The 26558-nt window shown below is 40.5% G+C and carries 27 protein-coding genes and 1 pseudogene; 22 read left to right on the top strand and 6 right to left on the bottom strand.

What is annotated here, in order from left to right:
- Position 1 precedes the first annotated feature (1 nt).
- The 14 genes from essC (at position 2) to ACYQ5K_RS01395 (ending at position 14225) form a co-directional block, all read left to right on the top strand.
- Positions 2 to 4576: a type VII secretion protein EssC gene (essC, locus tag ACYQ5K_RS01460; protein WP_459777207.1), complete on the top strand. Its 4575-nt coding sequence runs from the start codon at positions 2 to 4 to the stop codon at positions 4574 to 4576.
- A gap of 12 nt (positions 4577 to 4588) precedes the next feature.
- On the top strand, positions 4589 to 4846 hold the full coding sequence (locus ACYQ5K_RS01455; RefSeq protein ID WP_459777206.1) for an EsaB/YukD family protein: 258 nt from the start codon (positions 4589 to 4591) through the stop codon (positions 4844 to 4846).
- Positions 4847 to 4957: 111 nt separating this feature from the next.
- The gene (locus ACYQ5K_RS01450) at positions 4958 to 5245 is read left to right on the top strand and encodes a WXG100 family type VII secretion target (RefSeq protein WP_044998562.1); all 288 of its coding nucleotides are present in this window, start codon (positions 4958 to 4960) and stop codon (positions 5243 to 5245) included.
- Between the two features lie 71 nt (positions 5246 to 5316).
- Positions 5317 to 5952 (top strand): hypothetical protein, encoded by a 636-nt coding sequence (locus tag ACYQ5K_RS01445; protein ID WP_459777205.1) that lies wholly within the window; start codon positions 5317 to 5319, stop codon positions 5950 to 5952.
- Between the two features lie 4 nt (positions 5953 to 5956).
- Positions 5957 to 6277, top strand: coding sequence for a hypothetical protein (locus ACYQ5K_RS01440; RefSeq protein ID WP_008368736.1), 321 nt, complete (start codon positions 5957 to 5959; stop codon positions 6275 to 6277).
- Positions 6278 to 6293: 16 nt separating this feature from the next.
- Positions 6294 to 6587, top strand: coding sequence for a WXG100 family type VII secretion target (locus tag ACYQ5K_RS01435; protein ID WP_270202972.1), 294 nt, complete (start codon positions 6294 to 6296; stop codon positions 6585 to 6587).
- An 11-nt stretch (positions 6588 to 6598) separates the two neighbouring features.
- A complete protein-coding gene (locus tag ACYQ5K_RS01430) occupies positions 6599 to 7036 on the top strand; it encodes a hypothetical protein (RefSeq protein WP_044998517.1) in 438 nt (145 codons plus the stop codon).
- Positions 7037 to 7052: 16 nt separating this feature from the next.
- Positions 7053 to 8189, top strand: coding sequence for a WXG100 family type VII secretion target (locus ACYQ5K_RS01425; protein WP_459777204.1), 1137 nt, complete (start codon positions 7053 to 7055; stop codon positions 8187 to 8189).
- Between the two features lie 19 nt (positions 8190 to 8208).
- The gene (locus ACYQ5K_RS01420; RefSeq protein ID WP_459777203.1) at positions 8209 to 8499 is read left to right on the top strand and encodes a DUF4176 domain-containing protein; all 291 of its coding nucleotides are present in this window, start codon (positions 8209 to 8211) and stop codon (positions 8497 to 8499) included.
- A 124-nt stretch (positions 8500 to 8623) separates the two neighbouring features.
- Positions 8624 to 9313, top strand: a complete 690-nt coding sequence (locus tag ACYQ5K_RS01415; protein ID WP_172676438.1) for a PP2C family protein-serine/threonine phosphatase — start codon at positions 8624 to 8626, stop codon at positions 9311 to 9313.
- Positions 9314 to 9330: 17 nt separating this feature from the next.
- Positions 9331 to 10680, top strand: a complete 1350-nt coding sequence (locus tag ACYQ5K_RS01410; protein ID WP_459777202.1) for a serine/threonine-protein kinase — start codon at positions 9331 to 9333, stop codon at positions 10678 to 10680.
- Positions 10681 to 10741: 61 nt separating this feature from the next.
- A complete protein-coding gene (locus ACYQ5K_RS01405; protein ID WP_459777201.1) occupies positions 10742 to 11527 on the top strand; it encodes a hypothetical protein in 786 nt (261 codons plus the stop codon).
- A gap of 23 nt (positions 11528 to 11550) precedes the next feature.
- The gene (locus ACYQ5K_RS01400) at positions 11551 to 13170 is read left to right on the top strand and encodes an OmpA family protein (protein ID WP_459777200.1); all 1620 of its coding nucleotides are present in this window, start codon (positions 11551 to 11553) and stop codon (positions 13168 to 13170) included.
- A gap of 65 nt (positions 13171 to 13235) precedes the next feature.
- A complete protein-coding gene (locus tag ACYQ5K_RS01395) occupies positions 13236 to 14225 on the top strand; it encodes an SseB family protein (RefSeq protein ID WP_459777199.1) in 990 nt (329 codons plus the stop codon).
- A 132-nt stretch (positions 14226 to 14357) separates the two neighbouring features.
- On the opposite strand, the gene ACYQ5K_RS01390 is transcribed toward ACYQ5K_RS01395, so the two are convergent.
- A complete protein-coding gene (locus ACYQ5K_RS01390) occupies positions 14358 to 14717 on the bottom strand; it encodes a helix-turn-helix domain-containing protein (RefSeq protein ID WP_459777198.1) in 360 nt (119 codons plus the stop codon).
- A gap of 126 nt (positions 14718 to 14843) precedes the next feature.
- On the opposite strand from ACYQ5K_RS01390, the gene ACYQ5K_RS01385 reads away from it, so the two are divergent.
- Both ACYQ5K_RS01385 and ACYQ5K_RS01380 read left to right on the top strand, forming a co-directional pair.
- Positions 14844 to 15104, top strand: coding sequence for a hypothetical protein (locus ACYQ5K_RS01385; protein WP_459777197.1), 261 nt, complete (start codon positions 14844 to 14846; stop codon positions 15102 to 15104).
- Positions 15101 to 15421: a hypothetical protein gene (locus ACYQ5K_RS01380; protein WP_459777196.1), complete on the top strand. Its 321-nt coding sequence runs from the start codon at positions 15101 to 15103 to the stop codon at positions 15419 to 15421. Before ACYQ5K_RS01385 ends, ACYQ5K_RS01380 begins: the two co-directional genes overlap by 4 nt.
- Positions 15422 to 15447: 26 nt before the next feature.
- Here ACYQ5K_RS01380 and istB read toward each other — a convergent pair whose 3' ends face one another.
- Both istB and istA read right to left on the bottom strand, forming a co-directional pair.
- Positions 15448 to 16224, bottom strand: coding sequence for an IS21-like element helper ATPase IstB (gene istB / locus ACYQ5K_RS01375; RefSeq protein ID WP_173689643.1), 777 nt, complete (start codon positions 16222 to 16224; stop codon positions 15448 to 15450).
- A complete protein-coding gene (gene istA / locus ACYQ5K_RS01370; RefSeq protein WP_459777195.1) occupies positions 16221 to 17765 on the bottom strand; it encodes an IS21 family transposase in 1545 nt (514 codons plus the stop codon). The genes istB and istA overlap by 4 nt, the downstream gene beginning before the upstream one ends.
- Positions 17766 to 18055: 290 nt before the next feature.
- On the opposite strand from istA, the gene ACYQ5K_RS01365 reads away from it, so the two are divergent.
- The 5 genes and pseudogenes from ACYQ5K_RS01365 to ACYQ5K_RS01345 all read left to right on the top strand — a co-directional run.
- Positions 18056 to 18508, top strand: coding sequence for a DUF4869 domain-containing protein (locus ACYQ5K_RS01365; RefSeq protein WP_459777194.1), 453 nt, complete (start codon positions 18056 to 18058; stop codon positions 18506 to 18508).
- A complete protein-coding gene (locus tag ACYQ5K_RS01360; RefSeq protein ID WP_459777193.1) occupies positions 18498 to 18899 on the top strand; it encodes an ATPase in 402 nt (133 codons plus the stop codon). The genes ACYQ5K_RS01365 and ACYQ5K_RS01360 overlap by 11 nt, the downstream gene beginning before the upstream one ends.
- 55 nt (positions 18900 to 18954) lie before the next feature.
- Positions 18955 to 19578 carry a hypothetical protein gene (locus tag ACYQ5K_RS01355; RefSeq protein WP_459777192.1) on the top strand — a complete coding sequence of 208 codons (624 nt, stop codon included), beginning with the start codon at positions 18955 to 18957 and terminating at the stop codon, positions 19576 to 19578.
- Positions 19579 to 19694: 116 nt separating this feature from the next.
- Entirely contained in the window at positions 19695 to 19880 is a 186-nt protein-coding gene (locus ACYQ5K_RS01350; RefSeq protein WP_459777191.1) for a hypothetical protein, read from the top strand.
- 65 nt (positions 19881 to 19945) lie between these two features.
- Positions 19946 to 20191, top strand: a pseudogene (locus ACYQ5K_RS01345) (BadF/BadG/BcrA/BcrD ATPase family protein); the annotation flags it as partial.
- Positions 20192 to 20323: 132 nt separating this feature from the next.
- Here the strand turns inward: ACYQ5K_RS01345 and thrH are convergent.
- Positions 20324 to 20926, bottom strand: coding sequence for a bifunctional phosphoserine phosphatase/homoserine phosphotransferase ThrH (gene thrH / locus ACYQ5K_RS01340; RefSeq protein ID WP_008368697.1), 603 nt, complete (start codon positions 20924 to 20926; stop codon positions 20324 to 20326).
- Positions 20927 to 21407: 481 nt separating this feature from the next.
- Between thrH and ACYQ5K_RS01335 the strand changes: the two genes are divergently transcribed.
- Positions 21408 to 22577, top strand: a complete 1170-nt coding sequence (locus ACYQ5K_RS01335; protein WP_459777190.1) for an iron-containing alcohol dehydrogenase — start codon at positions 21408 to 21410, stop codon at positions 22575 to 22577.
- A 133-nt stretch (positions 22578 to 22710) separates the two neighbouring features.
- Here the strand turns inward: ACYQ5K_RS01335 and ACYQ5K_RS01330 are convergent, their stop codons facing one another.
- A complete protein-coding gene (locus ACYQ5K_RS01330) occupies positions 22711 to 23157 on the bottom strand; it encodes a hypothetical protein (RefSeq protein WP_195231331.1) in 447 nt (148 codons plus the stop codon).
- 457 nt (positions 23158 to 23614) lie between these two features.
- Positions 23615 to 26488, bottom strand: a complete 2874-nt coding sequence (locus ACYQ5K_RS01325) for an HD domain-containing phosphohydrolase (protein WP_459777189.1) — start codon at positions 26486 to 26488, stop codon at positions 23615 to 23617.
- Between the last annotated feature and the right edge of the window lie 70 nt (positions 26489 to 26558).

Below are 26558 nucleotides of genomic sequence, written 5' to 3'. Positions count from 1 at the left end.
TATGAGTTATGTAGTTACAATTTTCACTGAAAAGCATTTATATCGGATGAATATTGAAGAAGGAACAAAATATACCATTGGATCTGGTGAAAAAGATGCATTTCCGATGTCAGAGCTTGGCGTAGACGGGCAACTTGGGATCTGTTTTCATGCAAAAAAACAAATCCTGAAGTTGAATGCAAAAAAAATCCCTTTGGCAGTAAAGGAAATGAAAGAAGAAGCTAAGTTAGTTAATATTTGTGAATTTCCAAAAATAGAAGTAAGGTTTACCAGGGATACCGGAGAACATTCAGAATCATATCCTATTCCGTATGAGTGTCAGATTCATATCGGAAGATCTAAAAAAAATGATATTGTGTTAAATGATTCTTATGTGAGCAGAAATCACCTGCTCATTACATCTGAAAGAGGAAAAATACGAATAGAGGATTTGGGGAGTAAATATGGTACTTATCTGAATGGAAGTCCCCTTAAAAAAGCAATGCTGAAATCCGGTGATGAAATTGATATTTGTGATTTGCGCATTATTTGCAAAGAGAACACGTTATATTTTTATAATCTTCATGAAACACCGGAACTCAAATATCAGAAAGAGATAAATCATCCTGGGATGGCGACGAATATTGTCTCTATGCAGAAAGGATATCCGGTATACCATCGTTCGCCGAGAATCAGAGAATCCTTGCCTGTGGATGAGGTGAGATTGTCGCATTTACCTAATAAACCACAAAGATTTTCTATCAGGAAAGCCAACTTTTTGCCACTTTTAAGTAGTGGTGCCATGGCGGGAGCTTCGCTTGCAATGTCGAGTTTTTCTCCTGCTATGCTTGCTATGCGTGCAGCAATGATGATTTCCCCTGTTGGAAGCCTGATTGGAAATAGCAATAAAAAAGCGCGTAAGATGCTTATGGTCGAAGAGGAAGAACGTTTCCAGAAATATGCAGACTATATTGCAGGAGAAAAAGCGCATATTCATGCTATCGGAAAAAAACAAAAGGAAATCATAAACCAGGAGAATCCTTCGCCGGAAATATGCGAAACAATTCTGAATAAGATGTCGACTTCTTTATGGGAGAGAACAGCGACAGACTCTGATTTTCTGCAGGTCAGAATGGGCGCCGGGTATGCCCCTCTTTGTGTAGATGTAAAGCCGCCTACAGATGTCAACGATTTCCATATGGAAAGGGATGAACTGGAGGAGCTGACAGACCGTATTATACAGGAGACTCATTTGGTAGATGATGTCCCTGCCAGACTGGATCTTTTAAAGTATAGTTCTGTTGGTGTGATCGGAAACAGGGGCAAGGTGACAGACTTATTAAAGAATATACTGGTTTCGCTTTCTACATTGCACTTTTTCAGAGATGTTCGTATTGTAGGCGTTTTTGATCCGGAAGAAGAGGAAGAATGGAAATCTTTGCGCTGGCTTCCTCATATCTGGGACGATGAATTGCAGACCAGATATTTGAATTTTGATCCGCTTACAGAAGAATCTCTTGCAAGTCTTTCGCTGAATAGTGAAAAAGGAGATGTAGATTCTTATGCCAAATTCCGTGAGAAAGTAAACAGTATCATTGCGGAACGAAAGGATCCGGATTTTCAGGCGAAGTGGAAAAATGGGACGAGTCCGATTCCACATTATATTTTTCTTTTCGCTTCCAGGAAAAAAACGGAGTGCTTTTTATCAATGCTCTCCGAAAATGATCCTGCTATGGGGATATCAACAATCTTTTTATATGATGAACAGTATTATCTGCCGAATTTCTGCCAGTATATTGTAAATGTGGATGATCCGTATGATGACAGAACGGCCACTGCTTTTTATAAATACAGAGCGGATGAGAAAATGTGGTTTACCATGGATCAGCCGATTCCACAGAGAAAGTTTGATGCATTTTGCAGACAGATGTCGGCTATCGAGGTTGAAGATGCTGTCAAGGGACAGATCCCGGTTTCGCTTACCTTCCTGCAATGCATGGATACAAACAAGGTACGCGACCTGAACGTGTTGGAAAGATGGAAAAAGAATGATAGCGCTGTGAATATCACTGCGCCGTTAGGGGAAGGTGAAGGCGGCAAGCTGTTTTCATTATCCCTTCACAGACACTGTTCTCATGGTCTTGTCGCAGGTATGACGGGATCAGGAAAGAGTGAACTGCTTATTTCATGGCTTTTATCTATTGCATGTAATTATCATCCGGAGGATGTTTCTTTTGTAGTGATTGATTATAAAGGCGGAAGTACGGCAACATCGCTTGAAAAGCTTCCACATGTCTGTGGAATTATCACGGATGTTGGCAGTGGGATTGACAGATGTTTTCAATCGCTGGAGCATGAGCTGAGGCGAAGAGAAGCCATTTTTGCTTCGGTAGGTGCAAAGGATATCAAGGAGTACATAAAAGGATATCACAAGGGTGAGTTTAAAGAAGCGGTGCCAAGACTTCTGATTGTATTTGATGAATTTAAAGAGCTGATCAAGGAAAGACCGGTTGTCAAAAAAATGGTTGACTCCATAGCTGCAAAAGGAAGTTCCCTGGGCGTACATCTGATTCTGGCTACCCAAAGTCCGGCAGACGCAGTAGATGAGGGAACCTGGAATAATACCCAATATCAGATTTGTATGAAGGTGCAAAATGCTGCCGCCAGCAAGGTGATGATCCATGAACCGGATGCGGCGATGATCACACAGGCAGGAAGAGCTTATGTAAGAGTCGGAACCTCCGAAAAGGCAGAAATTTTCGCGTTGATTCAATCTGCCTGGTCCGGAGCTCCTTATCAGGAAAATAAAGAGCAGGGTGCTTTGGAAGTGCGCTATGTAGAAGTAGATGGATCGCGTATCAAAACAGTAGAAGAAAACCACACCCGATTTGTTTCGGATAAGAAAGAAATTGAGGCGGTGATAGCTTATATAGCAAGAACAGCAGAAGCAGCAGGTATAGAGAAGCAGCCATCGCCGTGGAAAACAGAACTTCCAGATCTCTTCAGCTGGAAGAAACTGCCGGTTGAGGGGGGCTTTGACGGAGAAAAATGGGAAATGACAGATGCTCCTTGGTTATCAGTGCCGATAGGTATTTTTGACAGACCGGAGCTTCAGGTGCAGGGAATACAGTATATGGATTTCCTGAAGGAAGGTAATTTCGGTGTCTTTGGAAGCTCGCAGACAGGAAAGACATCACTGCTCCGGACGATTGCAACATCTTTATGCCGTATGTATTCTCCGCGGGATATGCATCTTTATATCATTGCGGATATGGCAGGTATGGAGGCCTTCCCGCAGGTGGGAGGCGTTGTGGGATCCGGACAGGAAGAGAAGCTGGGTAAGCTTATAAATATGCTGATCAGTTTCCTGAACGAGAGAAGAAAAATCTTCAATCAGGAGAGAGTGGATTCTCTGAAAGCTTACCGGGAACTGGTTAGTGAAGAGATGCCGGCTGTTTTTGTTTTGATTGATCGCTTCAGTGGTATTCTGGAATCGAACCAGGATTATAAAGATGTGTTTGTCCGTCTCTTTAGCGAGGGTCCATCAAAAGGAATCTATTTTGTTTATACAGGTGTGAACAATACAGGCGTGCCTTATAAGCTGACGGCAAATGTTTCCGGGGCTATTTCTTTCATGCAGTCTGACCGAAGTGAATACAGCACTTTAATAGGACAGGTGAGAGAAGCAAGATTACCGGACAGAGCAGGTAATGCGCTGATCAAAGTAAATCAGGAACTGATCAATTTCCAGAAGGCAATGTATGAACCTGGGGAAAATGATAAAGAGCGTGAACTGGCTTTGAAAGCAGAAGCAGAGAGCATGACGAGAACATGGAAAGGAAAGCCTGCTTTGAGAATACCGGTTCTTCCGGAAAGCATTTCTGTGAAAAGTATGGCAGATCTCAGCAGCAACGAGCAGGGAATTGCCGTTGGACTGGATGCAGAAAGCATAGAAGCGGTTCATGTAATGCCCGGAGAAACGACAGCAATGGCAGTTACCGGAAGAGTTGGATGTGGAAAGAGCGCAATGCTTCGCAGAATAGGAAAGATGGTACTGGAAGTGAATGGAAATACACTTTTATATTGCCTGGACTCAGAAAGAAAATCTCTGGCGGACTTGCAGGAGAAGGGAACTGCTTATGCGCAGCTTTCAGAAACTGAGAAAGTACAGGATTTATTTTCCCAGATATTCAAAGAACTGACAGATCGCATGCGAAAAAGAAAAGAAGCTGCGACCGAAATCACGGAAGAGCCTTGGATGATCCTGCTTATCGATGACATAAAAGAATGCAGCAAGTTACCGGATGATATACAGCTGCAGTTACACAGGATTATGACAAAGACAAAAGGTTATGGTGTGCTGGTCCTCTGTGGAATCCGTCAGGGTGATCTTTTCAATTTTTATACGCAGGATCAGCTTGGTGTGGACCTCAAATCTTCCGGTGTTGCTCTGGCTTTGTCAGATACGGCAGTGCATTATGAAGGCTTTTATAAAAATAATTTTACGCAAAGCCAAAGAAATGCAGAGCTGGAAAAAGGCTTTGGAATCTTTTTTGCAGGCAATGGCAGCAAGAAGATCAAGTGCATAGATAGTTAGGAGGATGGGAAGATGAATCGAATCATAGTCACAATAAGAATAAAGCAAAAAAAAGAATATGATTTGGAACTTCCTGTAAATCAGAAGATCAAAGACTTGATGCAGGATATTTCAGATTCTCTGGAAGGACTGGATCCTTTGGCATGTTTTGACCCGGAACAGGTCAGTCTTGTGGATCAGAGGAATGGAAGAAGATTAAACGCAGAGAATTCCTTGCTGGAAGAGTGTGTATGGAACGGAGATATCCTGGAAATACAGGGGTATAAATAGAAGAATGTATCTAAAATAAAGAGATTACGAAATAAAACGATCTTAAAAACGATGTATGTTTTTAAAGATAAAAAAGTCAGAAATGATGTATTAAGGAAAGGTGGAAATCAAATGAAAATTATTGTAACTCCAGAGGAAATGAGAAGTAACGCAACAAATATCCGCACTGAAAAGGCTAATTTTGAACAGTGTATCAGCAGCATGCGCACAATCGTAAACAGTATGAGTGGCGTATTCGAAGGTGAGGCTGCAACAGCTTTTGTATCAAATTTCGAAAGCTACAATGCCCAGTTTACATCTTTTGGAGAACTTCTGGAAAGCTTTGCACAGAAGCTGGATACAGCTGCCAATACTATGGAAGAAACTGACGGAGGACTTGCTGCATCTATGGGACAGTAAGAAAAGGCAATTTGTGCGGGGATGCGTCCTCGCACAAAGATGTGCTGAGACAGAAATGAGTGATGAAAAGAATGAAAGAACTAATACTATCCCCGGAAGAAATTTATTATATCGGAAAGGTAAATGGCGGAAAATATCTGGATTATGATTATATTGCCGCTATGCAGGATATTGGAAAACGGGGGAAAATAAAAGCGCAGGAAATTCTGGATGGTCTTGAAAGAAAGGGATATGCCGAGGAGGATTTCTTAGGCAATCTGGAAGTAGAGCCGGCATGTATAGAAATGCTTCAGCCGGTTTATCAGGGGATGTATGAATCTGAGCTGATTTTATGGGAAGAGTCAGGAGCATCTGTACATTATAAATTTCATCATATGGAGAATCGGATTACATCTGTAGAGTGCCGGGCACAGGAGTACCGTGTCAGGGCGCAGGACAAAGAAGGAATAGAAAAGATGCTTTATTCTCTTTTGGAGGAAGATGTGCATACAGAGGAAAGAGAAGCATACATTGCGATTGACCAGGCAGAAAGGAGCATCATTCTGAAAGGTACTCATATCGGAAAGGATACCTGTCTCTATTTCTATGCAGAAAAAGGTGGTTCTTTCTATGAGATGGATCTGGAACAAAAAGAAGAAACGATACTTCACCTGGTTGAAAAAAATGTCGTTTGTGAGCAGGCAAAAAAGATTCTGATGGGAGACTGAGAAAATGGCATACAAAGATGAAAATGGAAAAATAACAATTGATGATGTCGCAGCCGGAGAGGATATCAGGAAAATCGAGCGGGCACAGTCTATCCTGCAAAATGCGTTGCAGAGTCTGAGAGCAGCTCAGACAGAAGGGGCAAATTCGAAAGGTGAGACAGCCCAGGCTATTTATGATAAATCCCAGGAACTGATCAACCAGATTCAAAGGCTTGATAGTAATTTGGAGGAAACGACAAATTATATTCGTCATGTGCTTGCTGTTTATAAGGCGAAGGATGAAATGCTCAAGGAGATTATGGCAGCAGCACAAAACATGAATTAGAGTGGAGGTATCCAACATGGCTAATATTAGAATTGACGCAGATGGATTGCAGAACAATATTTCATCTATGCGAGCCTATATAAATGAACTGGATTCTTTGAATGCACGGACACAGACGCTTATGACACAGATTGCTTCTTCCTGGGAGGGAGAGGCAAGCACGGCTTATATTAATATCATGACAGAGAGAATTCAAAAAGCAGGGCAGATGAAAGAGCTTTTACAGGAATTTATATCCTATATGGAATCTGCCAGGACAAAATTTGTGTCAAGAGATCAGGAAAGTTCGTACTCTATCAGGGGATGCTAGGAGATGAGAAGATGATTATAGATGTGAATCCACAGACAATTACGGGAATTGCCCAGACGATTGCAAATGCCTATGGAGAAGTGGAAGAGGCAGCAAGAATTTTGACATCCATCACGGAACATAATAACTGGAATTGCAAAGAGAGGGATGCTATCAATGACTATACCCGTTCGAATGCCCAGGAGATTTTGAAAATCAGTGAAAAATCCGGAAATTTTGCAAATGTCATGAAGGTGGTTGCAGAGAATTTTACGACAGATGAGAAAAATATATCAGAAATGTTTACCAGTGTAGAGAGTATCATTGCATCCATGCTTACGATCCAGCCGATCGGAAGTGGGACTACGACAAGCAATATCCCGGAGGGTGTAATGCCAATTAATAAATCAATCGGAGCAGGAGATATCAATCTTTCTTCTGTGATCGATCTGGCAAGCATGAAGTTGTAGGGACAGGAGGAGAAGAATGGCATCCAGAATTATATTAGATCCGGAAACTCTGTTGGCGCAGGCTGGTGAAATGCAGAGCCTGACAGCAGAATATGAATCCCTGTTTTCGAAGGTTACGGGTACTCTGAATGACACCAACAATAATTGGAGTGAACTGTTAGCACATAATTTTGCAGGGAAAATAAGCAGCGCCCAGCAAAGCTTTGCAAGTATTACAGAGCTTCTTTCCAGTGGGGCGGCAGCAGCGAAAAACAGTGCTACAACCATGCAGTCGGTAGACCAGTCTCTTTTTAAGGTGTTCGGAGGAGAAGCTGGTGAGGGAATTAGTCCCGGACAGGTACAGGGGATGACTGATGTCATAGAGGATTACAGAAATTGGGAAAAGAAATCTAAAAAAGTAAAAGCAAAAAGTAAAAAGAAAAAAGACGGTTTTTTGGATTCTTTGAAAGCAGATATGGCAGGAGTGTCGAAAGCAATTGTAAAAAAAGGAAAGAAGACTGTTGCAAAAATAAAAAAATCCTATGATGAAAAAGGATTTGTTTATAAGGCACTTCAATATGGAAAATCTGCTGTAAAAGTTGGTGCAGGTGTTGTCAAAATTGCCGGTGCGGTAGCTCTGGTAGCAGGCTCCGGTGGTGCAGCACTTCCTGTAGCTGCTTGTATTACTTTAAGTGCCTGCAATGATATTTATAATGGCATGATGGATGCAACATACACCTATACCGGTGACTATAACAAGGTTGGTAATACAAATGCATTAAAGGATTTTCTTGTAAAAAAAGGTGGAGAGACAGGAGAAATCCTCTTTGGAGATGAGAAGCTGGGAGAAAAAATGGGCAGTTGGGCCTACACAGGATTGGACGTTGTTTCTTTCTTAAATGGTGTAGATAAACTTGGAAAATCTTTTGGTAAGCTTCAAACTATAACAAGCGGCACCGCAGAAACGTCAAAGGTATGGGGAGAAATTCACATGGATGACGTGATCGACAATGATCTTAAATATCTCAGCAAAGATGGAATTATTAAGACTATACTTAATATAGACCCCAACTCTGTAGCTAATTTTGGATATGACGTCGTCACAGGTACGATTAAATCTATAAAGTCAGCAGGAAAACTTGGCAATACTATAGCAGATCTGGCCGTTGGTTAGGACGAGAAAGGAAAATAAAATGGCAAAGCAATTACTACCAAATGGAAGTGTTGTAACCTTAAAAGGTGCGACAAAAAAGTTAATGACAATAGGCGTTGAGGTTGAAATGGAAGGGGATGAAAAAACCTACGATTATATCGCAGTTCCCTATCCGGAGGGGTATATCGATTCGGAAACCATGTTTCTTTTTATGCAGGAGGATATCGAGAACGTTTCTTTCGTAGGTTTTGTAGATGCAGAAATGCAGGTTTTTCGAGCTGCATTAGAAGAAACAGATGAAAACGATGCTGAGAAAGAAAGTGATTCATAGTATGATCAGCGACATTTATTTGGCACGTAATCGGAGCATAATGAGAATCTCCGCTGCCTGTAGCTGTCATATAGGAAAGCGAAGAAAAAATAACGAGGACAATTTTTTCTTTGCGGGACGCTATATGGCAAGCTGTAACAATGGACTCGGAAGTATTTTAGAGAAAAATTTTCCGCTAAAAAAGGACAGATTCTTTGCTGTTTTTGATGGCATGGGAGGCGGAGAATATGGCGAGATTGCTTCCTATATGGGTGCAAAGGCAACAGAGGAATACTTGAATGCAGAAGAAGCAGATGATATTGCAGGTAAAAAAGGCTATCTGGAAAAAATGTGTACGCATGTAAATGACAGGATATTTAAGGAAACCCTTCGTTTGGATGCGGAGATGATGGGATCTACTTTGGCAGGACTTTATTTTACAGGAAACCAGGTTTGGACTGTAAATGTGGGGGATAGCAGATGTTTTCTCCTGCGAGATGGGAAGCTTCGGCAGATTTCCGAAGATCAGACAGACGAAGCCTATATGAAAGAAAACGGTATTCAGGGACGAAAGCCTTATTTGACCCAGTATATGGGAATGAATCCGGAGGAAGTGCGCGTACTTCCCTATATGGATTGCCTGCAGACGAAAAGGGGAGATCGTTTTCTTATCTGTAGCGATGGCGTGAGTGACATGGTGCCGGTAGATTTTCTGGAAACCATGATGCAGCAAACGCAAAGTACGGCGAAGTGTGTCGATGCAATTCTCACAGCAGCGTTAGATGCAGGCGGTAAGGACAATATTACAGCAATTGTTTTGGAAATAAACAGATAGAATTACAGGAGATGTAAATGGATGAGGAGAGATATCCAGCTCTGCCCTGGCAGGGATGGAAGATTGTAAAAAGGCTGGGACGAGGCGGTTATGGCAGTGTGTATCTGGCACAGCGGAATTCGGCGGGTGTCATGGAAGATGCTGCTGTAAAGGTGATTTCTTTCCCAAAAAATGAAGAAGACATTGAAGCTGATTTTACAGATGGATATGATCTTGTCAGTGTAAGAAATAAGTATAAAAATATGCTTCACAGATACGTAGATGAGTATCAGATCATGCTGGCATTTAAAGGGCAGACCAATATTGTCAGCTGCGATGATTTTGAAGCAAAACCGCATAAAGACGGAATTGGATGGGATGTTTTTATCCGTATGGAACTGCTGACCCCATTGACAACATTGATCAAACAGTATGCAGGAATTATTCCTGAGGAAATGGTTATAAAAGTCGGAAAAGATATCTGTTCGGCGCTGATGCTTTGTGATTCTAAAAATATCGTACATAGAGATATTAAGCCGGAAAATATTATGGTATCGGAATTTGGCGATTATAAATTAGGTGATTTCGGAATTGCCAGAACTATGGATCATACAACCCAGGCAACGACAGTAGGATCAGAGCGTTATATGGCACCGGAAGTGATTAAAAGAGAAGAATACGGAAAAGAGGTAGATATTTACAGTCTTGGACTGGTGCTTTACTGGATGCTGAATAACCGTAAGCGTCCGTTTATCGATGCGGATCATTTACCAACTCATGATGAAATTGAACTGGCACAGGCAAGGAGAGAAAAAGGGGATCCCTTGCCACGACCTAAATATGGAAGCAGGGATTTACAGAATATCGTTTTGAAAGCTTGTGCATATGCACCAAAAGACAGATTCTCTTCTGCCAGAGAAATGTACCAGGCGTTGGAGGTATTACAATCAGGTGGAAGTATACCAGAACTGCCGAAGCCTGAACCACCCGGAAAACCGAAACTGCCGGATGATGAAGGCGGGCTGCCGGGAGGATGGCTTTCAGCAGAAGATGGTAAGGAGAATGGAAAGAATTTAGATGATAAGGATGAGTGGAGCTCTGTACATGTCACTGAAGATAAAGAGAAAATAGAAGAAGGACCTGTAGTTTTAGAAGGAGCTTATCCGGATGAGAAGGAACTTAAAACAATAAAGAAGGTTTTAAATATCTGCACAGTTATAATGGGAATCTGTACGTTTGGAATTGCTTTGTTATGGTGTATTCCTATCAGAAAGAAAATTCTAAACAGAATAGACAGGCGAGAGCCACTCAGTGACGGATTAAAGATAGCGGCTACTATGATCGGACTTATACCGGGGCTGTTACTTCTTGTAAATGAAGATATTTAATTAAAGTGGCTGGAAAGTTGTCCAATCATAAGAGAAACAGGAAAAGAAAGGAAGAGAGAGTATGAGGAATCGAAAAGTTAAAATTTTTGCACTTGTTTTGGCAGGTTGCCTGAGTTTATCTGGATTAACAGGATGCGGCGGTGGAATTAAGATGACAACTGACGATACATCGTCCAAATCAGATAGCGGATTGATGGGATCTGCAAAAAAAGAAGCAGAAAAAAGTGATGAATCAGAAGCAGATTCTGCCGATGAAGAGGATAAAATAAGTGATGATATGATTGGGCGGTATGTATCCCAGGGATATGAAAATCCTTCCTTTGGATTTGCAATTAATCTCCCGGATACTTATACATTGGAAAATAGAAACAATGTCGTACTAAACGATGCGGACATTGTAGAATCTTCTAATTCAGAAGGCACTTATGATTATTTAAAATCTTTAATTTCGTTGGGAAGTGCGGTAGTTTTTTCGGCAGAGGATGGGAATACATATATTGAACTGAACATTCAAAATGCAGCGGTTTTAGATAAAACAGCTACATGGGATGAAGAGAAGAATATAGCGGAAAATTCAGTGATGACTGAGGATGATGCTAAAGAATTGATGGGAGAAGATGCACAGGTTACTGAATTTCAAAATAATGTGGAAGAAATCACATTTTTGGGTGAGAAACATTATGCGGCACAATATACATTTAAGAACTATGATGTTTCGTATTATGGTGTGACTGTGTTTTTGGTGAATGAGCAGGATTCACGGTATATGTTAGCTGTCAATATAATTGGAGTAGATCTGAATGTAGTAGATCAGGCGGATCAGTTCTTTAGTGTATATACGGAGTAAGGTGAAGGGGAAAAAAGAAAGGTATGAAAAAGTTTTGTGTATTGTTTAGCTTTTTGATGTCCACAATGGTGTTTACAGCATGTGGAGCTGGCATTAAGTATAATAGTGACAGTAATAGTAGTAATAGTAGTGGTAGTAAGCAAACTAAAAATGCAGAGCTGGTGGATTTAGGATCAGATCCGCAGGCTTATATGCTTTACGGGACTTATCGGAATGAAGAAAATTATAAAGATGAAGATGGTTCCTATGCGAATGAGCATGCGGATGATTATGACTATATGACTCTGCAGATTGAGGATTCGGAAAAATATGAGGTGCAGATTCTTCCGATACAGATATATGCAGACACTGATTTCCTGATTTATGACCTGTCTGGAAAAACAGACAAAGAACTGAAAGAAGAGGAAGGTCTGACAGACCAGCAGATTGGCGCATTGCATGAATATTGGCAATATGATCACATTCGTGCCTCTTTTGTCGAAAGAAAAAAATATAGTGAGGATGGAGAATATTCTTATTCGGTAAATACTCTCTTCACATTTGCCTACGAAGTAGTAGGAGACAAACTCTATATGGGATTGGAAGCTTTGATTATGGATGATGAGGATGAAACTAATCTGGGATATCATGTACAGGATCGCAAGGATTGGGTTGAATACTCTTATGGCTTTGATGGACTGGATTTAATTTTGTCTAAGGACGGAAAAAGTACAAGACTTAAATCTGCGGATATACTTTACGCAGAAAAAAAGAATGAAGGACTTTATGAATGGGGATATGCCCAAAATTCTAGTTCCGGATATGATGGGATAGTTCATTTGTCTTTGAATACGGAAGACGGTTATGATTCTTATATTGAGTGGGCAGATGGAAGAACAGGTGAGAATGTAAAAACACAGATTGATGGCAATCAGTTTACTCTTACCTGGGACAGCACCTATCGTTACAATTATGATCTTGGAGAATCTGAGGAAGGCGAAGGTGGAAAAATCACGGGGATTTTCCTGATTACTAACCGACCAAATGGAGGAATGGATGGAGGCTTGTCCATCTGTGTTGATGGAAAATGGTATCCTTATGTTTATGATTCCACTGCATATTGGAATGGTGAATTAAGTGATAATTTAGAGACAGATGCTGATGTGAGCAGTATGAGTGAAGATGAGCTGGGAGAGTTAAAAGAAAACCAGACAGCAGTCTCAAGCGGACTCATGGGAGCCTTCAAAGAGCAGGGACTTGATTCTACGAAGATAGACGAGTCGACGGGAACAGTACAGATGGATAATAATGTGCTTTTTGCCTGGGATAAGGCAGATTTGTCAGAAGAGGGAAAAGCTTATCTGGATCAATTCCTTGCAGCCTATGTACCGGTAATATCCAGTGCGATAGAAGATGGAAAGGTATCAACAATCGTAGTGGAGGGTTATACCGATTCAGCAGGAGACGAGGCTTACAATTTAAAACTCTCTGAGGAAAGAGCAAAGACTGTTGCAGATTATATCAAAGCAGGTTATCCGGAACTTACGAATGCTATCGAGGTTGTCGGTAATGGAGCAAATAAGCTGATTCTGGATGGAGAAGGAAAAGAAGACGCTGCAGCATCAAGACGTGTAGAAGTCAGATATGTCCTGAAGACAGAGTAGTGATAAAAATCAAACATAAAATAATATAATAGGAAAAAGAGCAGATACATAAGGAGAAGATAAGAATGGCGGAAAATCAAAAAATTGATCTCAATACACTTCCGAAGGGACTTACAAAGGAAGAATTTACAGCTTTGCCTAATTTTAAAAAGATACGTTCTTTTTTTACCTGGGCCGGTGTGGTATCTATTGCATCAGGGATATTGATTTGTTCAGAGATAGGAAAGACAGCGGAAAGCGTATTTCGGGCTGGTGGAAGCTATGATGATATGAGCCGGCTATGGGCAGTAAAGCTTAATACGTTGTTTATGATTTTTGATATTGTTATGGGAATTCTTCTGCTAAAAAAGAAAACAACAAAAATGGCGTATATTCTTGCTATAACAGAATTGGTCTATGTAGTTCTGGTACTTGTATTAGGCGGGACGATAGGTACTGGGGCTATAGCCTTATTGCTTGCTTTAGCCGGTGCAATTCGGATTGATAAAAAATGGAAACAATATCAGGAAGTATCAGGTGGAAGTAATCAGTTAAACCATACTGGGAATACCACAGGCAGAACAACACAGAACAACACATATACAGAAATTCACACATCCGAAACTGCTAATAATGGAAGCTCCTGGCAGCAGGCAGAAAAAAATAATGATTTTGTATCAGCTGACAGCCATAAAAGTCTGGAGGAAACACTGAACATTTATAAAAAAGAAAAAAGCTGGTCTGCAGAAAATGATATGATAGAGACTTTGAAGAACAGCAAAGTATGGGTTCCATACATTAGTGAAAAAAATCAGCTGGATATTCTGAAAAATGGAGAAAGATATTATCTTCCAGTGTTTACAAGTAGAGCGGAAATGAAAGAATATGGAAAGAAATTTTCTCAAAGAGAGTTACGCTTTTCTGATGTGATGGATATGGCAAAGAGATCACAATATACATTAACAGGTCTTGTCATCAATGCGTTTACTGATTCTGTTATTTTGGACTGGAATCAGCTCGGCACGATAAATCCTGGTGGCGATGACGAAGAAGAAGAAACTATGTATACGAGATAGTTGCAAAGAAACCTTACTGATATTCAGAAGTAAAAAACTGAAGATCGGTAAGGTTTTTTACGTAAGACCTATTTTGAATTATTATTTGTAAAATAAGTCAGTTTGTATACTTCTTGCATTATATTTATAAACCTATTTTTCGCTATCTGGAGCAGCATTTGATAATGCTTTTGCATAAGCTGTAAGTCGTGTTAATTGAGATGCGTTTAGGTTTTTGCATGTTTCGATGAGAAAAAACAGAGAAGGGGATTCATTTTGCTCAACTACTATTCTATTTGGAGTCGGATCAGCAGATTTCCCAACGAGGTAATCTGTAGATGTTGAAAAAACTTCAGCCATTTTAGCAATAGTTTGTATAGAAGGATTACGTGAGCCTGCTTCATATCGCAGATATGCGGGCTGAGAAATTTGTACCCTTTTAGCAGCTTCTTGTTTGGTTATTCCCAGTTTTAGTCTACATTCTTTTAATCGTTCTTTATCTAAAATATCCATTACGTTTACTAATACTCCTGTTATTGTTGGAATAATGATATTTATATTTTATCATAAATAACTTGACAATACCATTTGTATATGGTTAATATAAAATATACCAATGGTATATTCTGGGGGCGAAGAATGGGAAAAGAAGAGATTGGAAAACAGATTGACAGTAAGAAATTTAGTAAAACGATGCGATGCTACGGAGATGACAAACTTGGAAACATTATTAAAGAAATATACTATGACGGTATGAGAGAAGGCTATAATTTAGCCAAATTTCGATTAGAGTTGCTTAATGGTGTGCCACCAGGAGTAGCAGACAAATATTGGGATGATAATATGGAAAATATTAGAAATGTTTTGAGTTTATGTGAACAGTACGAGGAGTGTGAATGATGATGAATAAAATGCGTGAAATATACGGTGTTGTAAATATGATATTGTTTCCTGAAGATGAGGATCCTGAGATGTTATCATTAGAACTTTTTTCTTCTTTTGCGAAGGCTAAGGAAAGAAGCGAAGAAATAATAAAAGAATTTATTGATGATTATGGTGAAGATTATATTGAGCATGCTACAAAGCAAAATCCGGTAGCAGTCATGGGAAATGGTGATGTGACAGGATATGTTTACATTGTAAAAACACATGCATTGAATATTACGGTGCGGCAGAGCCGCCAGTCCGGTGTGGCGAGAGCCATCTGTCCGGACTAACGGAGCCACCCCATTTTTTTATTATGTTACTTTGCCATTGCTGGATCCAGTCCATATACTTCTCTCATAGAGAGGTCTTTAGCTGGGTCAACACTTTCAATATCGATCTTATAGGAATCATACGATATGCGATCCATGATGGCATCGGCAAGAGTACTTTCACCATCACAGATTTGCTGGTACCACTCATTTTCACGGAACTGAGAACAAAAGATTGTTGAAGATTTTTTACGTCTTTTATGTATCAGTTCAAAAAGATTTCTGGCTTCAGCTTCTGTCAGTTTAAGAAGCAGCCACTCATCAAGGATCAGTACTATTGGCTTGGTGTATTTCTTCAGGACAGTCGAGAAAGTTCCATTGTCCCTGGCAGCCTGTAAGTCCAATAATAGATCAGGAAGTCGTACATACCGTACTGAGTAATAGTGCTTGCATGCTTCCATTCCAAAGGCACAGGCCATGTAAGTTTTACCACTTCCGGTTGCTCCAGTAATAAAGATGTTCCGGTATTCTGTAATGTATTCACAGGTTGCCAAACGGTTGATCAGTGCTTTGTTCAGCTTTCGTCCAGAATGGTAATCGATCGCTGCGATGCTGGCATCTGGTTGTTCAAACTCAGCCTGACGGATCAGTCTTTTCAGACGATTGTTTTTACGGTTGCTGTATTCGACATCAACAAGCATGCCGAACCGATCTTCGAATGGAACTTCCTTCATTGCAGGATCATCCATCTGGATGTGGAATGCATCTGCCATAGCAGTCAGACGCATTTCAATAAGTTTATCGATTGTACTTTGATTTGTCATGCTTGTTTACCTCCATAGTATCTGGCTCCTCTGGTTATGCCGTGTGGTTTTACTGCCTGAGATGATTCTGATTCGGTATCAGATGCATCTTTTGTTGCAGCCAATAGATTTTTGATACTTTTATAGCTGGGTTTACCGGAATAAGTGAGCGCCGTGGCGCAGACCTGTTCCAGTTTTTCTGGCGAATGTTTTTCTGCCAGTTTCAATAATCCCATGCAGCTTCTGTAGGATTGCTGTTCAATCCTGCCGGAGGTAAGTATTGCATCGACAACCTTACTTGTGTTAATTCCAATCGAATCAGCCCACTTACGGAACCGGTCACCGTTCCATTCCAGATATTTCTGGTGTTCCTGCGGCATATGTTCTGTCACTGTAGAATACTGACCGCTTCTTCCATAGAGTCGTCTGTGAGAGGCAATACGATTGTGATTATAAAATATTTCAACCGTTGTATCTGTTATACGCACATCAACCTTATTTTTGATATACTGATAAGGCACGGAGTAGAACATTCTGTCTACTGCGATGTGATAGTTAAACTGGACGGTGGCTTGTTTCCATTCAGCCAGTTCAAAAGGTGTAGCAGGCAACGGAGCCAGTAATGGCATTTCTTCCCCAAGAAATAAACTGAGTCTGCTACATTCCTTTTTCTGGAATTTACGGGCGTTGTAGGCATCCAGTTTTTCACGGATTGAAGCATTCAATTCTGCAAGAGAAAAAAACTGCTCATTGCGAAGGGCTGCTGTTATCCATGTGGATATCTTTCTTACTGATCCCTCTACATTCGGTTTATCCTTGGGCTTCCGGACTCTGGCCGGAAGGATGGCAAGATTGTAATGTTCTGCCATTTCATGATAAGTTGTGTTTAAGGTAGTGTTGTACCAGTCACTCTTCTTATGATTCACTGCGGTTGTACAGTTATCAGAAACGAGCATAGGTGTGACACCGCCAAAGAAATCAAACATCTGGACATGAGCTTTGATCCAGTTGTCGGTTTTCTCATTCATATATGCTTTTACAAAAGCATACTGACTGTAAGTTAATACACCTACAAATATCCATGCATCTGTGATTTCTCCGGTGTCCGGATCAATGATGTGGGCAGGATCACCGGCCCAGTCAACTTCAATCTGTTCACCTGGTTTTCTGGGGATATGCATGGTAGCCCTGCGTTTTTCTTCATCCTTCTGGATGTAATAGCAGAACTGAGAATACATTAGAGGCTCTTCGCTGTTCATGCGGCACTCCTCACAGTATTCTACCCAGAGAAGCTTTTTGTTTACGCCGTTCCGCAGGAGTTCTTTGCGGATGTAGTCAAAGTTTGGCATGCGTTTATTCATTGCCGACTTATCCTTAGGAAACATCAGCTCCTCTAGTGCGCTGTCGGTCATGTTGAAATCCAGCGGCCATGAAAGATTGATTTCCGCTGCCTTTTTCAAAACCTTAGCGACTGTGTTTCTGGATACACCGCAACTCTGTGCGATGTTCCTCTCACTGAATCCCAAGCTTTTCAAGCGTAGGATTTCACGATACTTGGTCATAACTTACGACCTCCTTTATCTGTATTCACACCAAAGGTGTGTATTTACAGTATAAAGGAAATATATGTAATAGAGCCCAATAAGGTGGCTCTGAATTACCGGAATATATGGCTCTCATTCTCCGGAATGGTGGCTCTCAAAGTCCGGACAGGTGGCTCAGAGAGCCCCGGAATAATCATGCATTATAGCTATTAAATTTGAAGATAGTATGATGAGAGTTCAAAATAAAGAAATTGCAAGTGAGCTGATGGAGATTACATTTGGCAAGAAGTCCGAAAGGAGTGAATAGCATGATAGATATATATACGGAAAAGAAAAATTCTAAAGACTGGATATTAAAAAATGACCTTTATTTTAATCTTAATACGAGCAATGAAGAGATGACAAAAAAGGATGCTGAAATCATGAAACAAATTGATAATGCTGTCTTAACTTTAGATAAACATATTCAAACATCATATGGATTAGGCACAATTCGCAACCTGTCTACGGGATGTAAGACATTACTTAATATTGTAAAGCATCCAGACAAAGTGGTATGTATTGACGAGTGTGGAGAAAATGTTACGAAGTGTATATTTCAGATGGACAATATTAAAATATATATGTCAAGACCTAGCTTTGTAAATATTCCAGATAATACAAAATTGAGATTTAATAATGGAGAAATTGTTATTGGAAATAAGGGGTATCATGCATGGTGGAGTAAGGAATATGAAAGGAGAGAACAGGATGATTTATAAGAAGATTACATTTCAGGCAGCTCCATTTTCGTATGAATTATTTTTTGACGACAGAATAACACTTGTAGGCGGAGACAGTGGTACGGGTAAAACTGTATTATATGAGATGCTTGCGGATTTGCGCTTGACAGAAGAATATAATGCAATTAAATTATTTAATTATCAATCAGATCATATGACAGAAGAGTTAGAAAAATGCAGGAACTGTTTTATTGTAATTGATAATGCGGATATTTTGATAAATGATGAAGTCAGAAAATTTATTAATTTTGAATTTTCAAATCAATATCTGTTATTTTTAAGGAATTGTGATGGATTAAATGTTTCCGATAAAAGCTTTAAAGTTTTGAAAATGATGAATAACAGGATAACTTTAGAAGAGGAAGTATAATATGAAATATCTGTGGACAGAAGATACCGGAGCAAGACTCCATTTTTGGAAACTGGTGAATCAGCTTTTCTTTGACGATAAGCTTATTGTTGAAAGTAAGGGGAGCAATCAGGGAATTATAGATGCAGTTGCAGAACTAAAACTTGAAGAAGGAGATAAATATTATATTGCATTTGATTGCGTAGTTGATAATCAGGATATTCGGAATAAGTATCGTATGTTAAAAGAGTTTGCAGAAAAATCGAAAAATCAGATTGTAATTCTGGATATGATATGTTTTGAATATTTGATTTTAGCATTTGACAAGTTGATAGAATGGACTGGTACAGGGAAAAAGGATAAAATAAAGATGCGAGAGGATATACTTGCTGTTATTGAAGACCATAGAATCAATTTGTCAAAAATTACAGATGAAAAGACATTGAGGTATATATCTGGATTTAAAAGATTTTCTACAGAGCGTGTAATGAAGTCTCTGGCAGGAGAGCTGACGGAGAATGAGAAATGGTCAATAAAGAGCATCTATATGGGAGAATGCTGGTATAAAGACTGTTGTTCATCTGAATATCCAGATAATATTAAATGTGGAAAACCCGAAGTTAAGGAGGGTGAGAAGAAAATAAAAGCATTGATAAAGTCAGATGCAGTACAGGAGGTATTAAGAGAGATACAGTTGTGATAAAATAGATTTGTAATATATCAAACAGCAAGTGAAGACAAAACAGAGAGGATTTCTATAATGGACATTATACAAAAATTTGGTAACGCAGTGGGCAGTATGTAGCAGAAATTGTTATGAAAAATATCATCCAGGCACTTTCAAAGCCTGAAAATTCAGCGATGGTCAGCATCTTTGTTCCGGGAGAGCTTTTGACGGCGGCAGGTCTGACTCCGTATTCGGTAGAAGCAATGTCCTGTTTTCTCGCGGGAACAAGATGTGAACAGATATTTCTGAGAAAAACAGAAGAAGACCGTATCTGAAGCAGAAAAATATGCTTCCGGGATTTTTTATAGATGTACCGTATGACAAGATCGAAGATTCTGTAAAATATGTGGCAGATATCATCCATGGTCTGAATGTGTCGGTTGCTTCGAAAGTAGGAGCACTGGCGGCACGTCTTGGGAAAAAGAATCCGGGAGAATATATGATGACAGGCGGAGTGGCAAAGAATCCTGGAATCATCAAAGCACTGGAAGAAAAGCTGGATGCGAAATTGTATATTTGCGACGAGGCACAGCTTTGTGGTGCGCTTGGAGCTGCATTGTTTGCATATGAGAAGTGCAGTGTGTAGAGGCTGTGTTTGTAATCACCGGACATTATTTTATATTGCATAAAAAAGAGAAACCTTACCAATTTTCAGACGTAAAAACTGAAAACCGGTAAGGTTTTTTACGCATATCGCCATGCAATATGCAATTATCTTTTATTTCATTGCATCTTTAATTGCGCCAAGCAGCTCTTCATAGGTTTCATAGGCCGGGATCTGCGGATAATCCGCTTTGATCTTGTCGGTTGAACGGAATAAAAATCCTGCCTTACTTGCCTGGATCATACCCAGATCGTTGTAAGAATCGCCACTTGCGATCGTTTCAAATCCGATGGACTGCAGTGCCTTTACGGTTGTTAGTTTGGAATTTTCCACACGCATCTTGAAGTCTGTGATTTCGCCATTTTCCGCAATTTCCAGACTGTTGCAGAAAAGCGTCGGATGACCAAGCTTTTCCATGAGTGGCATTGCAAATTCGGTGAAGGTATCACTGAGAAGGATTACCTGGGTGAAGGAACGTAGCTCATCCAGGAAGTCTTTTGCGCCCGGAAGCGGATCGATCTTGGAAATTGTTTCTTGAATTTCTTTGATTCCGAGACCATGAGCTTTTAAAGTATCCAGTCTCCAACGCATCAGTTTGTTATAATCAGGTTCATCTCTTGTGGTTCTTTTCAGTTCCGGAATTCCGCTTGCTTCTGCAAATGCAACCCAGATTTCCGGTACAAGTACTCCTTCGACATCCAGACATGTAATATACATATGTTAACCCTCCTGTACTTTCTGTTTTTTGCTTTCTATAATACCATATATCTGTTTATTTTGCATGTTTTTTTGCAATTGATTAAAAACTGCTGGCGAGAAAACGTTACTGTTCACTCCCGTGTCAATCACTACGCTGATTGGCACGGAGGATGCACGTTTTATCTTGAACGGCATCTCGCCCATCGCCAAAGGCGATTTAAAATGGCGAGATGCGTTGCTGGTCACAGGTACTGTGAACAGTAACGAGAAACCTGTATAAACTACATGATAGCATGGAAAACCATGTAAAGAAGTCATTTGGGAAAATTGCGGGTTCCATTTTGGAATGTGCACAAACCGGAAAGATATTGACGATAAATTTTTTCAGGGACTATAATATAAGTATCTGTAGCAAAAGAGGGATGTTTCGGAATAGATCATTGAAAAAAGAAAATCTGCCGAAACATATTTTGCTTAAATTACATAAAGGAGAAAAAGGATGAATAACTTTATTTTTGAAAATAAAACGAAAGTATATTTCGGGAAAGGATGTGTCGGCGAGTATCTGCCGGAAATCGCTGCGGCGCATGGGGATAAGGTTCTGCTTGCCTATGGCGGCGGCTCGATCAAGAAAAATGGAGTTTATGAGGAAGTTACAGCGGCACTTGAAAAAGCCGGAAAAACAATCATCGAATTTCCGGGGATCATGGAAAATCCGACTTATAAGAAGGTGCTGGAAGGCACAAAGCTGGTAAAGGAAAAACAGGTGGACTGGATCCTTGCAGTCGGCGGTGGCTCGGTTATGGACTGCAGCAAGGCAATTTCCATGGCAGCGGTTAGTGAGAAAGATGTGTGGGATGAGTACTGGGCGAAGAAGGGTGTTGTGGATTTTGAACCGATGCCACTTGGCGTGATCGTAACAGCGTCAGGAACAGGCAGTGAGTGCAACGGGGGAGCAGTCATTACCAATGAAGAGGTCATGATCAAGACAGACCGGGATTACCCGAAATGCAATCCGGAATTTGCATTAATGGATCCGACTTACACTTATACAGTGCCGACAAAACAGATGGTGGCAGGAAGCTTTGATATTCTGTCTCACATTATGGAGACTTATTTCAGTGAGCCGGACGAGGATAACGTATCGGATGATATTTCGGAAGCTCTGATGCGCGGCGTGATAACAAGCCTTCGTGCGGCATTGGTAAATCCGGAGAATTATACAGCAAGAAGTAATCTGATGTGGCTGTCTACCATGGCAGAGAACCGGATCATCAAGCTTGGCAAAAAATGTGATTTTGAATGCCATCAGATGGAGCATCAGATCAGTGCTTATACCAACTGCAGTCATGGATGTGGACTTGCTGTGCTGCATCCGGTTTATTATCGGCATATCTGTCAGGCAGGCGCAAAGAAATTTGCCCGCTTTGCGGAAAATGTATGGAAGATTCCGAGAAATGGACGTACCGATGAAGAGATGGCTGAAGCTGGCGTAGAGGCATTGGCTGATTTTATCAGAGAGATCGGACTTCCGACAACACTTCGGGAAGTAGGCGTGGAGAAAAAAGAGGATCTGAAAGAGATTGCGGATTCTTGTTATCTGGTGGATGGAAGTTATAAGAAGATGACACATGAGGAGATTCTGGAAATATTTCTGGAGTGCTTCTAGCTAATTGGAATGGAACGGAAAGAGATTAAAGAGATCCCTGTGCCGTAAATGGTGCAGGGATCTCTTGCTGTCGTGATCTGGTATGCAGGAAAAGATATCAGTGATAGTTTTTCTCTTTCTGACCGGCATTTAGCTATTGTAATTCGTTAATAATTGCTTCAATGGTTGCGACATCTTCTTCCAGCATATCTGCGATTTGTTCTTTGGAATATTTTTTTTCTAATTTCTTTTTGACCTGACTTTTTAAAAGGTCATTTTTTCCTTGAGTTTTTCCGGTCTCGATTCCAGCTTCCGCACCTTCAGCAAAGGCTTTTTGACGTTCTATTTCTCTTTCTTCCCATGCGCGCATGAATTTCGCCTCCATTTTCTTGTTCGACCTGATCTGACAGACTTTCTGATGGAGCAATTTAATCTTCTGGCTTGTGCACGAACCCGCGACCTCATTCGTTGATTTTTCCATGTAATGAAGTAACTCTATCAGTTCCGGTGATACCATTTCAGGATGCGTGCCATGGCAGTTTAGAAAAATACGTGTTGCTTCATCTTGCAGATCAAGATCTGGACATTCTTCGCCTTTCATTAGATAAAAATGTTCCGAAAGGAGAAAGTCTATATGATTATATTAACATATGACGGAAATATGTAAAAGAGGCGATCTCAATCCGGATATTTTCAGTTGTCGTTCATTGTCGGAAAAAGTTGCCGGAAACTGGCTCCGAAAATGAGATTGGGTTGAATAGATAAGGTTGCAAACAAGAAGAAGTTTGTTTGCGTATGGATATCGTAGCATAAGTCTGTTGAAACAGCAATCTCGAAAGCAGTCGAAAAATTTCGTTGGGATTTCTATAGACAATCATTACAGGCGCAGTGATCGTGGTGGCACTGCTGACCGGAAAGGTCAGAGGAAGAAAAGAATAAACAAGTAATACAGAAAAATGAGGAAAACACCGAAGTGAAAACCGGTTGTTTTCCTCATTTTTTAATAAGTTTGGAAAATTGCATTTCACAGCAGATAAAAGTCTCAGGTAGTAAAATTCCTATACTGGATGGATATTTTGGTTAAGGTGATCTGAAGTGTTTTGAGGATTTGTTTCCTCTGAGTGTTCATTCACCGGAAGATATTCATACTTCGGAATGAAATTGTGTTTATCGTACAGTTTATAATACTGAATAAAAATACGGTCCATAACTTTTGGAATCTGACTTTCATCTGGTTCAAATAAAATGATCAGATACTGCATGGCACTATACCGTGTACACACGTCAATCTTACGGATCTTGTGACGGATCGCTTCCTCCATGTATTCCAGTGCCTGTTCAATATTTTCAATATACATCATAGAATCCGGAGTGGTTTCCATTGTGACCATGACCAGGAAACAATGGTATTTATGTCGTTCTCCAAGCTGGTTGATGTACTCATAAATCTTAGAAAATTCACGGTAATTAAGATTAAGTGCTCCGGAATAGTTTCCGCTGTTACGAAGTACTTTTGCCACAAGGGAAAGATCTTTTGCCACGCTGGAAACCGGGAATACGGTATTGCCCATCTGCTGATAGAAAAAGAAGTTGTGTTTTCCGTTTTGCTTGACATAATAGAGTGCTTTATCTGCTTTGGAAGAACACTCGTCAAAGGAATCTCCCTTGGTACACATGCAAAGTCCGGCAGAAATGGATGCAACACGGATCTCAAGATCTTTTTTCTTCTCGGAATCAAAGCGGGAAAACAGAGTTTCCATAAGCTCGGTTATTTCATTTTTACCGGCATCCGGTACAAAAAGAAGGAATTCATCGCCACCAAGCCTGCAGCCAACCAAATTTCCGATATGCTCGGAGAGGAGAGCTCCAAGTGCTTTCAGTGCACGGTCTCCGGCTTTATGACCGTAGATATCATTTATCTTTTTCAGATTATCCATATCCATAAAGATCAGACAGCCATTGTGCTCCTGCATCAGCTGTGCAATCATTTTCTGACCGGTATTTCGCATAGGGAGTCCGGTAAGAAGATCAAAATTTTCTGCTTCTTCCTGGCTCTTCATCGTATTCATAACATTGGAAATGAAGTTGCTGATTTCAAATTCCATGCCAGGAAGAACTGGCTCGTCATCAATTTCCAGATAAGTATCTGTGATCGTCAGACGATTCTCATCTAACAGTCTAAGAAAAATATCTGCGATTTCAGGATCGAACTGAGTTCCTCTGTTTTTGCGTATTTCTTCATAAATTGTTTCTTTTGGAAGAGAATTACGGTAAATACGGCGGGAATTCATTGCATCATAGCTGTCGACAACAGCAACGATCCGCGCATGGATCGGAATCTCTTCCCCTTTTAGACCGTCCGGATAACCATGGCCATCATAACGCTCATGATGAGAACGGGCGACTTCGGTTACATGATTGATGATCGAAACATTTTTCAAAATCTCAGCGCCGATAACCGTATGTTCCTTAATAACAGCGTACTCTTCGTTTGTCAGTCTGGATGGCTTGTTTAAAATAATATCAGGGATGCCGACTTTTCCGATATCATGCAGATGAGCTGCATGTCGGAGATTGACGATTTCAGAGCGATTCCAACCCATTTCCTGCGCAATCAGTGCAGAGTATTCTGCAACACGATGGGAATGCCCTCTGGTGTATTCGTCCTTTGCCTCGATGGTTGTAGAGAGAGTCTGCATCATCTGTAAGGAAATCTTTTCCATCTGCCGCTTACGTTTCAAAAGCTCCTCTTTTTGACGATGCATTTCAATGGTATGCAAATTCTTTATTGTACGGATAATGCTAATGAAAAGAAGGATCAACATGCTGACACCAATAAAAAGACCGGAAATCAAAACTACAAAATATGTAGAAATGGATTCGATGGCGATGGCAAGCATTGCAATGATCAGGCTAATCAGTACCAGTTTGTTTTTTCGATATTCTTTCTTTCGCATATCCAGACAGAAAGTCAGGAAAACCAGAAGGAAGGTGACTGCAAGAATCACATGGGCGCCCGGCAGAGTTTCGATAAAATCAGCAGTGCCAGTCAGATGAAGAACCAGACAGATCAAAAAGTTACCAAATGCCGCACAGCCAAGGTAAAAGTAAGGCTTTTTATAACGACCCTGCTGAATGAGATCTGCATAAAAAAGTACCGGGATCGGAACGAGCATGATCATCACAAAGCATAAAGTCCCCAGTGCAGATGGATTCGGAACAATAAGCTGTCTGAGTTTGGATTCGCCGAGCATCCATACAGCACCCATGGTCATGCACCATCCAAGATATTCCATATCAAATTTTCTGTCATAGACAATTCCGAGTGCGATACTGAAAAGGATGGTAATGATACCGGCGAACAAGATGAAGAAAGCAATAATAGTCTCAAGCCCGTAAGATTCAAAAATATATTCCCAGATATCACTCTTGTCTCCGGAATAGATCTCATTGACTACACCGGAATAGTTAGAGGTATTGGTAGTCAGCTCAATACGGAGTTCTTTTCCTGCATCTGCTGCTGAAGTAGGACAGAAAACATAACAGCTGGCAGAATTTTTCCCAGCCAGCCGCTGGTCTTTGGTTGAGTATTCAGTGCGAAGCACTCCGTCAATATAGAAACGGATATCCTGCAGAGAGGAACGTAGAGCCAGCGAACTTTGTGTATAATTTTCAGGAAGTGTTGTGGTAATGACCATAGTCTCTTTCGCAGGAACATTGTAATGTCCGGGGACGGTAATCTGTTCTTTGCTTCCATCGGAGTGAATCCAGGTAAAAGTACCATGATATGTGATGTCGCTGGATTGGATTCCGGTATTGTGATTGTTAATTCCTGTGAATTGTATTACCAGAAACCAGATAAGTATCAGGAACATCAGAAGATAGTAAAATCCGATCTGGATTTTGCTTATTTTATAGTTTTCTTTTGTCAAAACAGAGACTCCTTATCTACAATTTTGGTCTATTTGAAGATATTATACGATGTGAGTGTCAAAAGCAAAT

It is taken from the genome of Allocoprococcus similis (assembly GCF_054660775.1).
Note: the sequence above shows the minus strand (reverse complement) of the source record. Positions and strands in the feature narration are given on the sequence as shown.

What these genes read in the sequence shown, in the direction of transcription:
- essC (WP_459777207.1), top strand. Translation starts at nt 2, where the DNA reads ATGAGTTATGTAGTTACAATTTTCACTGAAAAGCATTTATATCGGATG.
- ACYQ5K_RS01455 (WP_459777206.1), top strand. Translation starts at nt 4,589, where the DNA reads ATGAATCGAATCATAGTCACAATAAGAATAAAGCAAAAAAAAGAATAT.
- ACYQ5K_RS01450 (WP_044998562.1), top strand. Translation starts at nt 4,958, where the DNA reads ATGAAAATTATTGTAACTCCAGAGGAAATGAGAAGTAACGCAACAAAT.
- ACYQ5K_RS01445 (WP_459777205.1), top strand. Translation starts at nt 5,317, where the DNA reads ATGAAAGAACTAATACTATCCCCGGAAGAAATTTATTATATCGGAAAG.
- ACYQ5K_RS01440 (WP_008368736.1), top strand. Translation starts at nt 5,957, where the DNA reads ATGGCATACAAAGATGAAAATGGAAAAATAACAATTGATGATGTCGCA.
- ACYQ5K_RS01435 (WP_270202972.1), top strand. Translation starts at nt 6,294, where the DNA reads ATGGCTAATATTAGAATTGACGCAGATGGATTGCAGAACAATATTTCA.
- ACYQ5K_RS01430 (WP_044998517.1), top strand. Translation starts at nt 6,599, where the DNA reads ATGATTATAGATGTGAATCCACAGACAATTACGGGAATTGCCCAGACG.
- ACYQ5K_RS01425 (WP_459777204.1), top strand. Translation starts at nt 7,053, where the DNA reads ATGGCATCCAGAATTATATTAGATCCGGAAACTCTGTTGGCGCAGGCT.
- ACYQ5K_RS01420 (WP_459777203.1), top strand. Translation starts at nt 8,209, where the DNA reads ATGGCAAAGCAATTACTACCAAATGGAAGTGTTGTAACCTTAAAAGGT.
- ACYQ5K_RS01415 (WP_172676438.1), top strand. Translation starts at nt 8,624, where the DNA reads ATGGCAAGCTGTAACAATGGACTCGGAAGTATTTTAGAGAAAAATTTT.
- ACYQ5K_RS01410 (WP_459777202.1), top strand. Translation starts at nt 9,331, where the DNA reads ATGGATGAGGAGAGATATCCAGCTCTGCCCTGGCAGGGATGGAAGATT.
- ACYQ5K_RS01405 (WP_459777201.1), top strand. Translation starts at nt 10,742, where the DNA reads ATGAGGAATCGAAAAGTTAAAATTTTTGCACTTGTTTTGGCAGGTTGC.
- ACYQ5K_RS01400 (WP_459777200.1), top strand. Translation starts at nt 11,551, where the DNA reads ATGAAAAAGTTTTGTGTATTGTTTAGCTTTTTGATGTCCACAATGGTG.
- ACYQ5K_RS01395 (WP_459777199.1), top strand. Translation starts at nt 13,236, where the DNA reads ATGGCGGAAAATCAAAAAATTGATCTCAATACACTTCCGAAGGGACTT.
- ACYQ5K_RS01390 (WP_459777198.1), bottom strand. Translation starts at nt 14,717, where the DNA reads ATGGATATTTTAGATAAAGAACGATTAAAAGAATGTAGACTAAAACTG.
- ACYQ5K_RS01385 (WP_459777197.1), top strand. Translation starts at nt 14,844, where the DNA reads ATGGGAAAAGAAGAGATTGGAAAACAGATTGACAGTAAGAAATTTAGT.
- ACYQ5K_RS01380 (WP_459777196.1), top strand. Translation starts at nt 15,101, where the DNA reads ATGATGATGAATAAAATGCGTGAAATATACGGTGTTGTAAATATGATA.
- istB (WP_173689643.1), bottom strand. Translation starts at nt 16,224, where the DNA reads ATGACAAATCAAAGTACAATCGATAAACTTATTGAAATGCGTCTGACT.
- istA (WP_459777195.1), bottom strand. Translation starts at nt 17,765, where the DNA reads ATGACCAAGTATCGTGAAATCCTACGCTTGAAAAGCTTGGGATTCAGT.
- ACYQ5K_RS01365 (WP_459777194.1), top strand. Translation starts at nt 18,056, where the DNA reads ATGATAGATATATATACGGAAAAGAAAAATTCTAAAGACTGGATATTA.
- ACYQ5K_RS01360 (WP_459777193.1), top strand. Translation starts at nt 18,498, where the DNA reads ATGATTTATAAGAAGATTACATTTCAGGCAGCTCCATTTTCGTATGAA.
- ACYQ5K_RS01350 (WP_459777191.1), top strand. Translation starts at nt 19,695, where the DNA reads ATGAAAAATATCATCCAGGCACTTTCAAAGCCTGAAAATTCAGCGATG.
- thrH (WP_008368697.1), bottom strand. Translation starts at nt 20,926, where the DNA reads ATGTATATTACATGTCTGGATGTCGAAGGAGTACTTGTACCGGAAATC.
- ACYQ5K_RS01335 (WP_459777190.1), top strand. Translation starts at nt 21,408, where the DNA reads ATGAATAACTTTATTTTTGAAAATAAAACGAAAGTATATTTCGGGAAA.
- ACYQ5K_RS01330 (WP_195231331.1), bottom strand. Translation starts at nt 23,157, where the DNA reads ATGAAAGGCGAAGAATGTCCAGATCTTGATCTGCAAGATGAAGCAACA.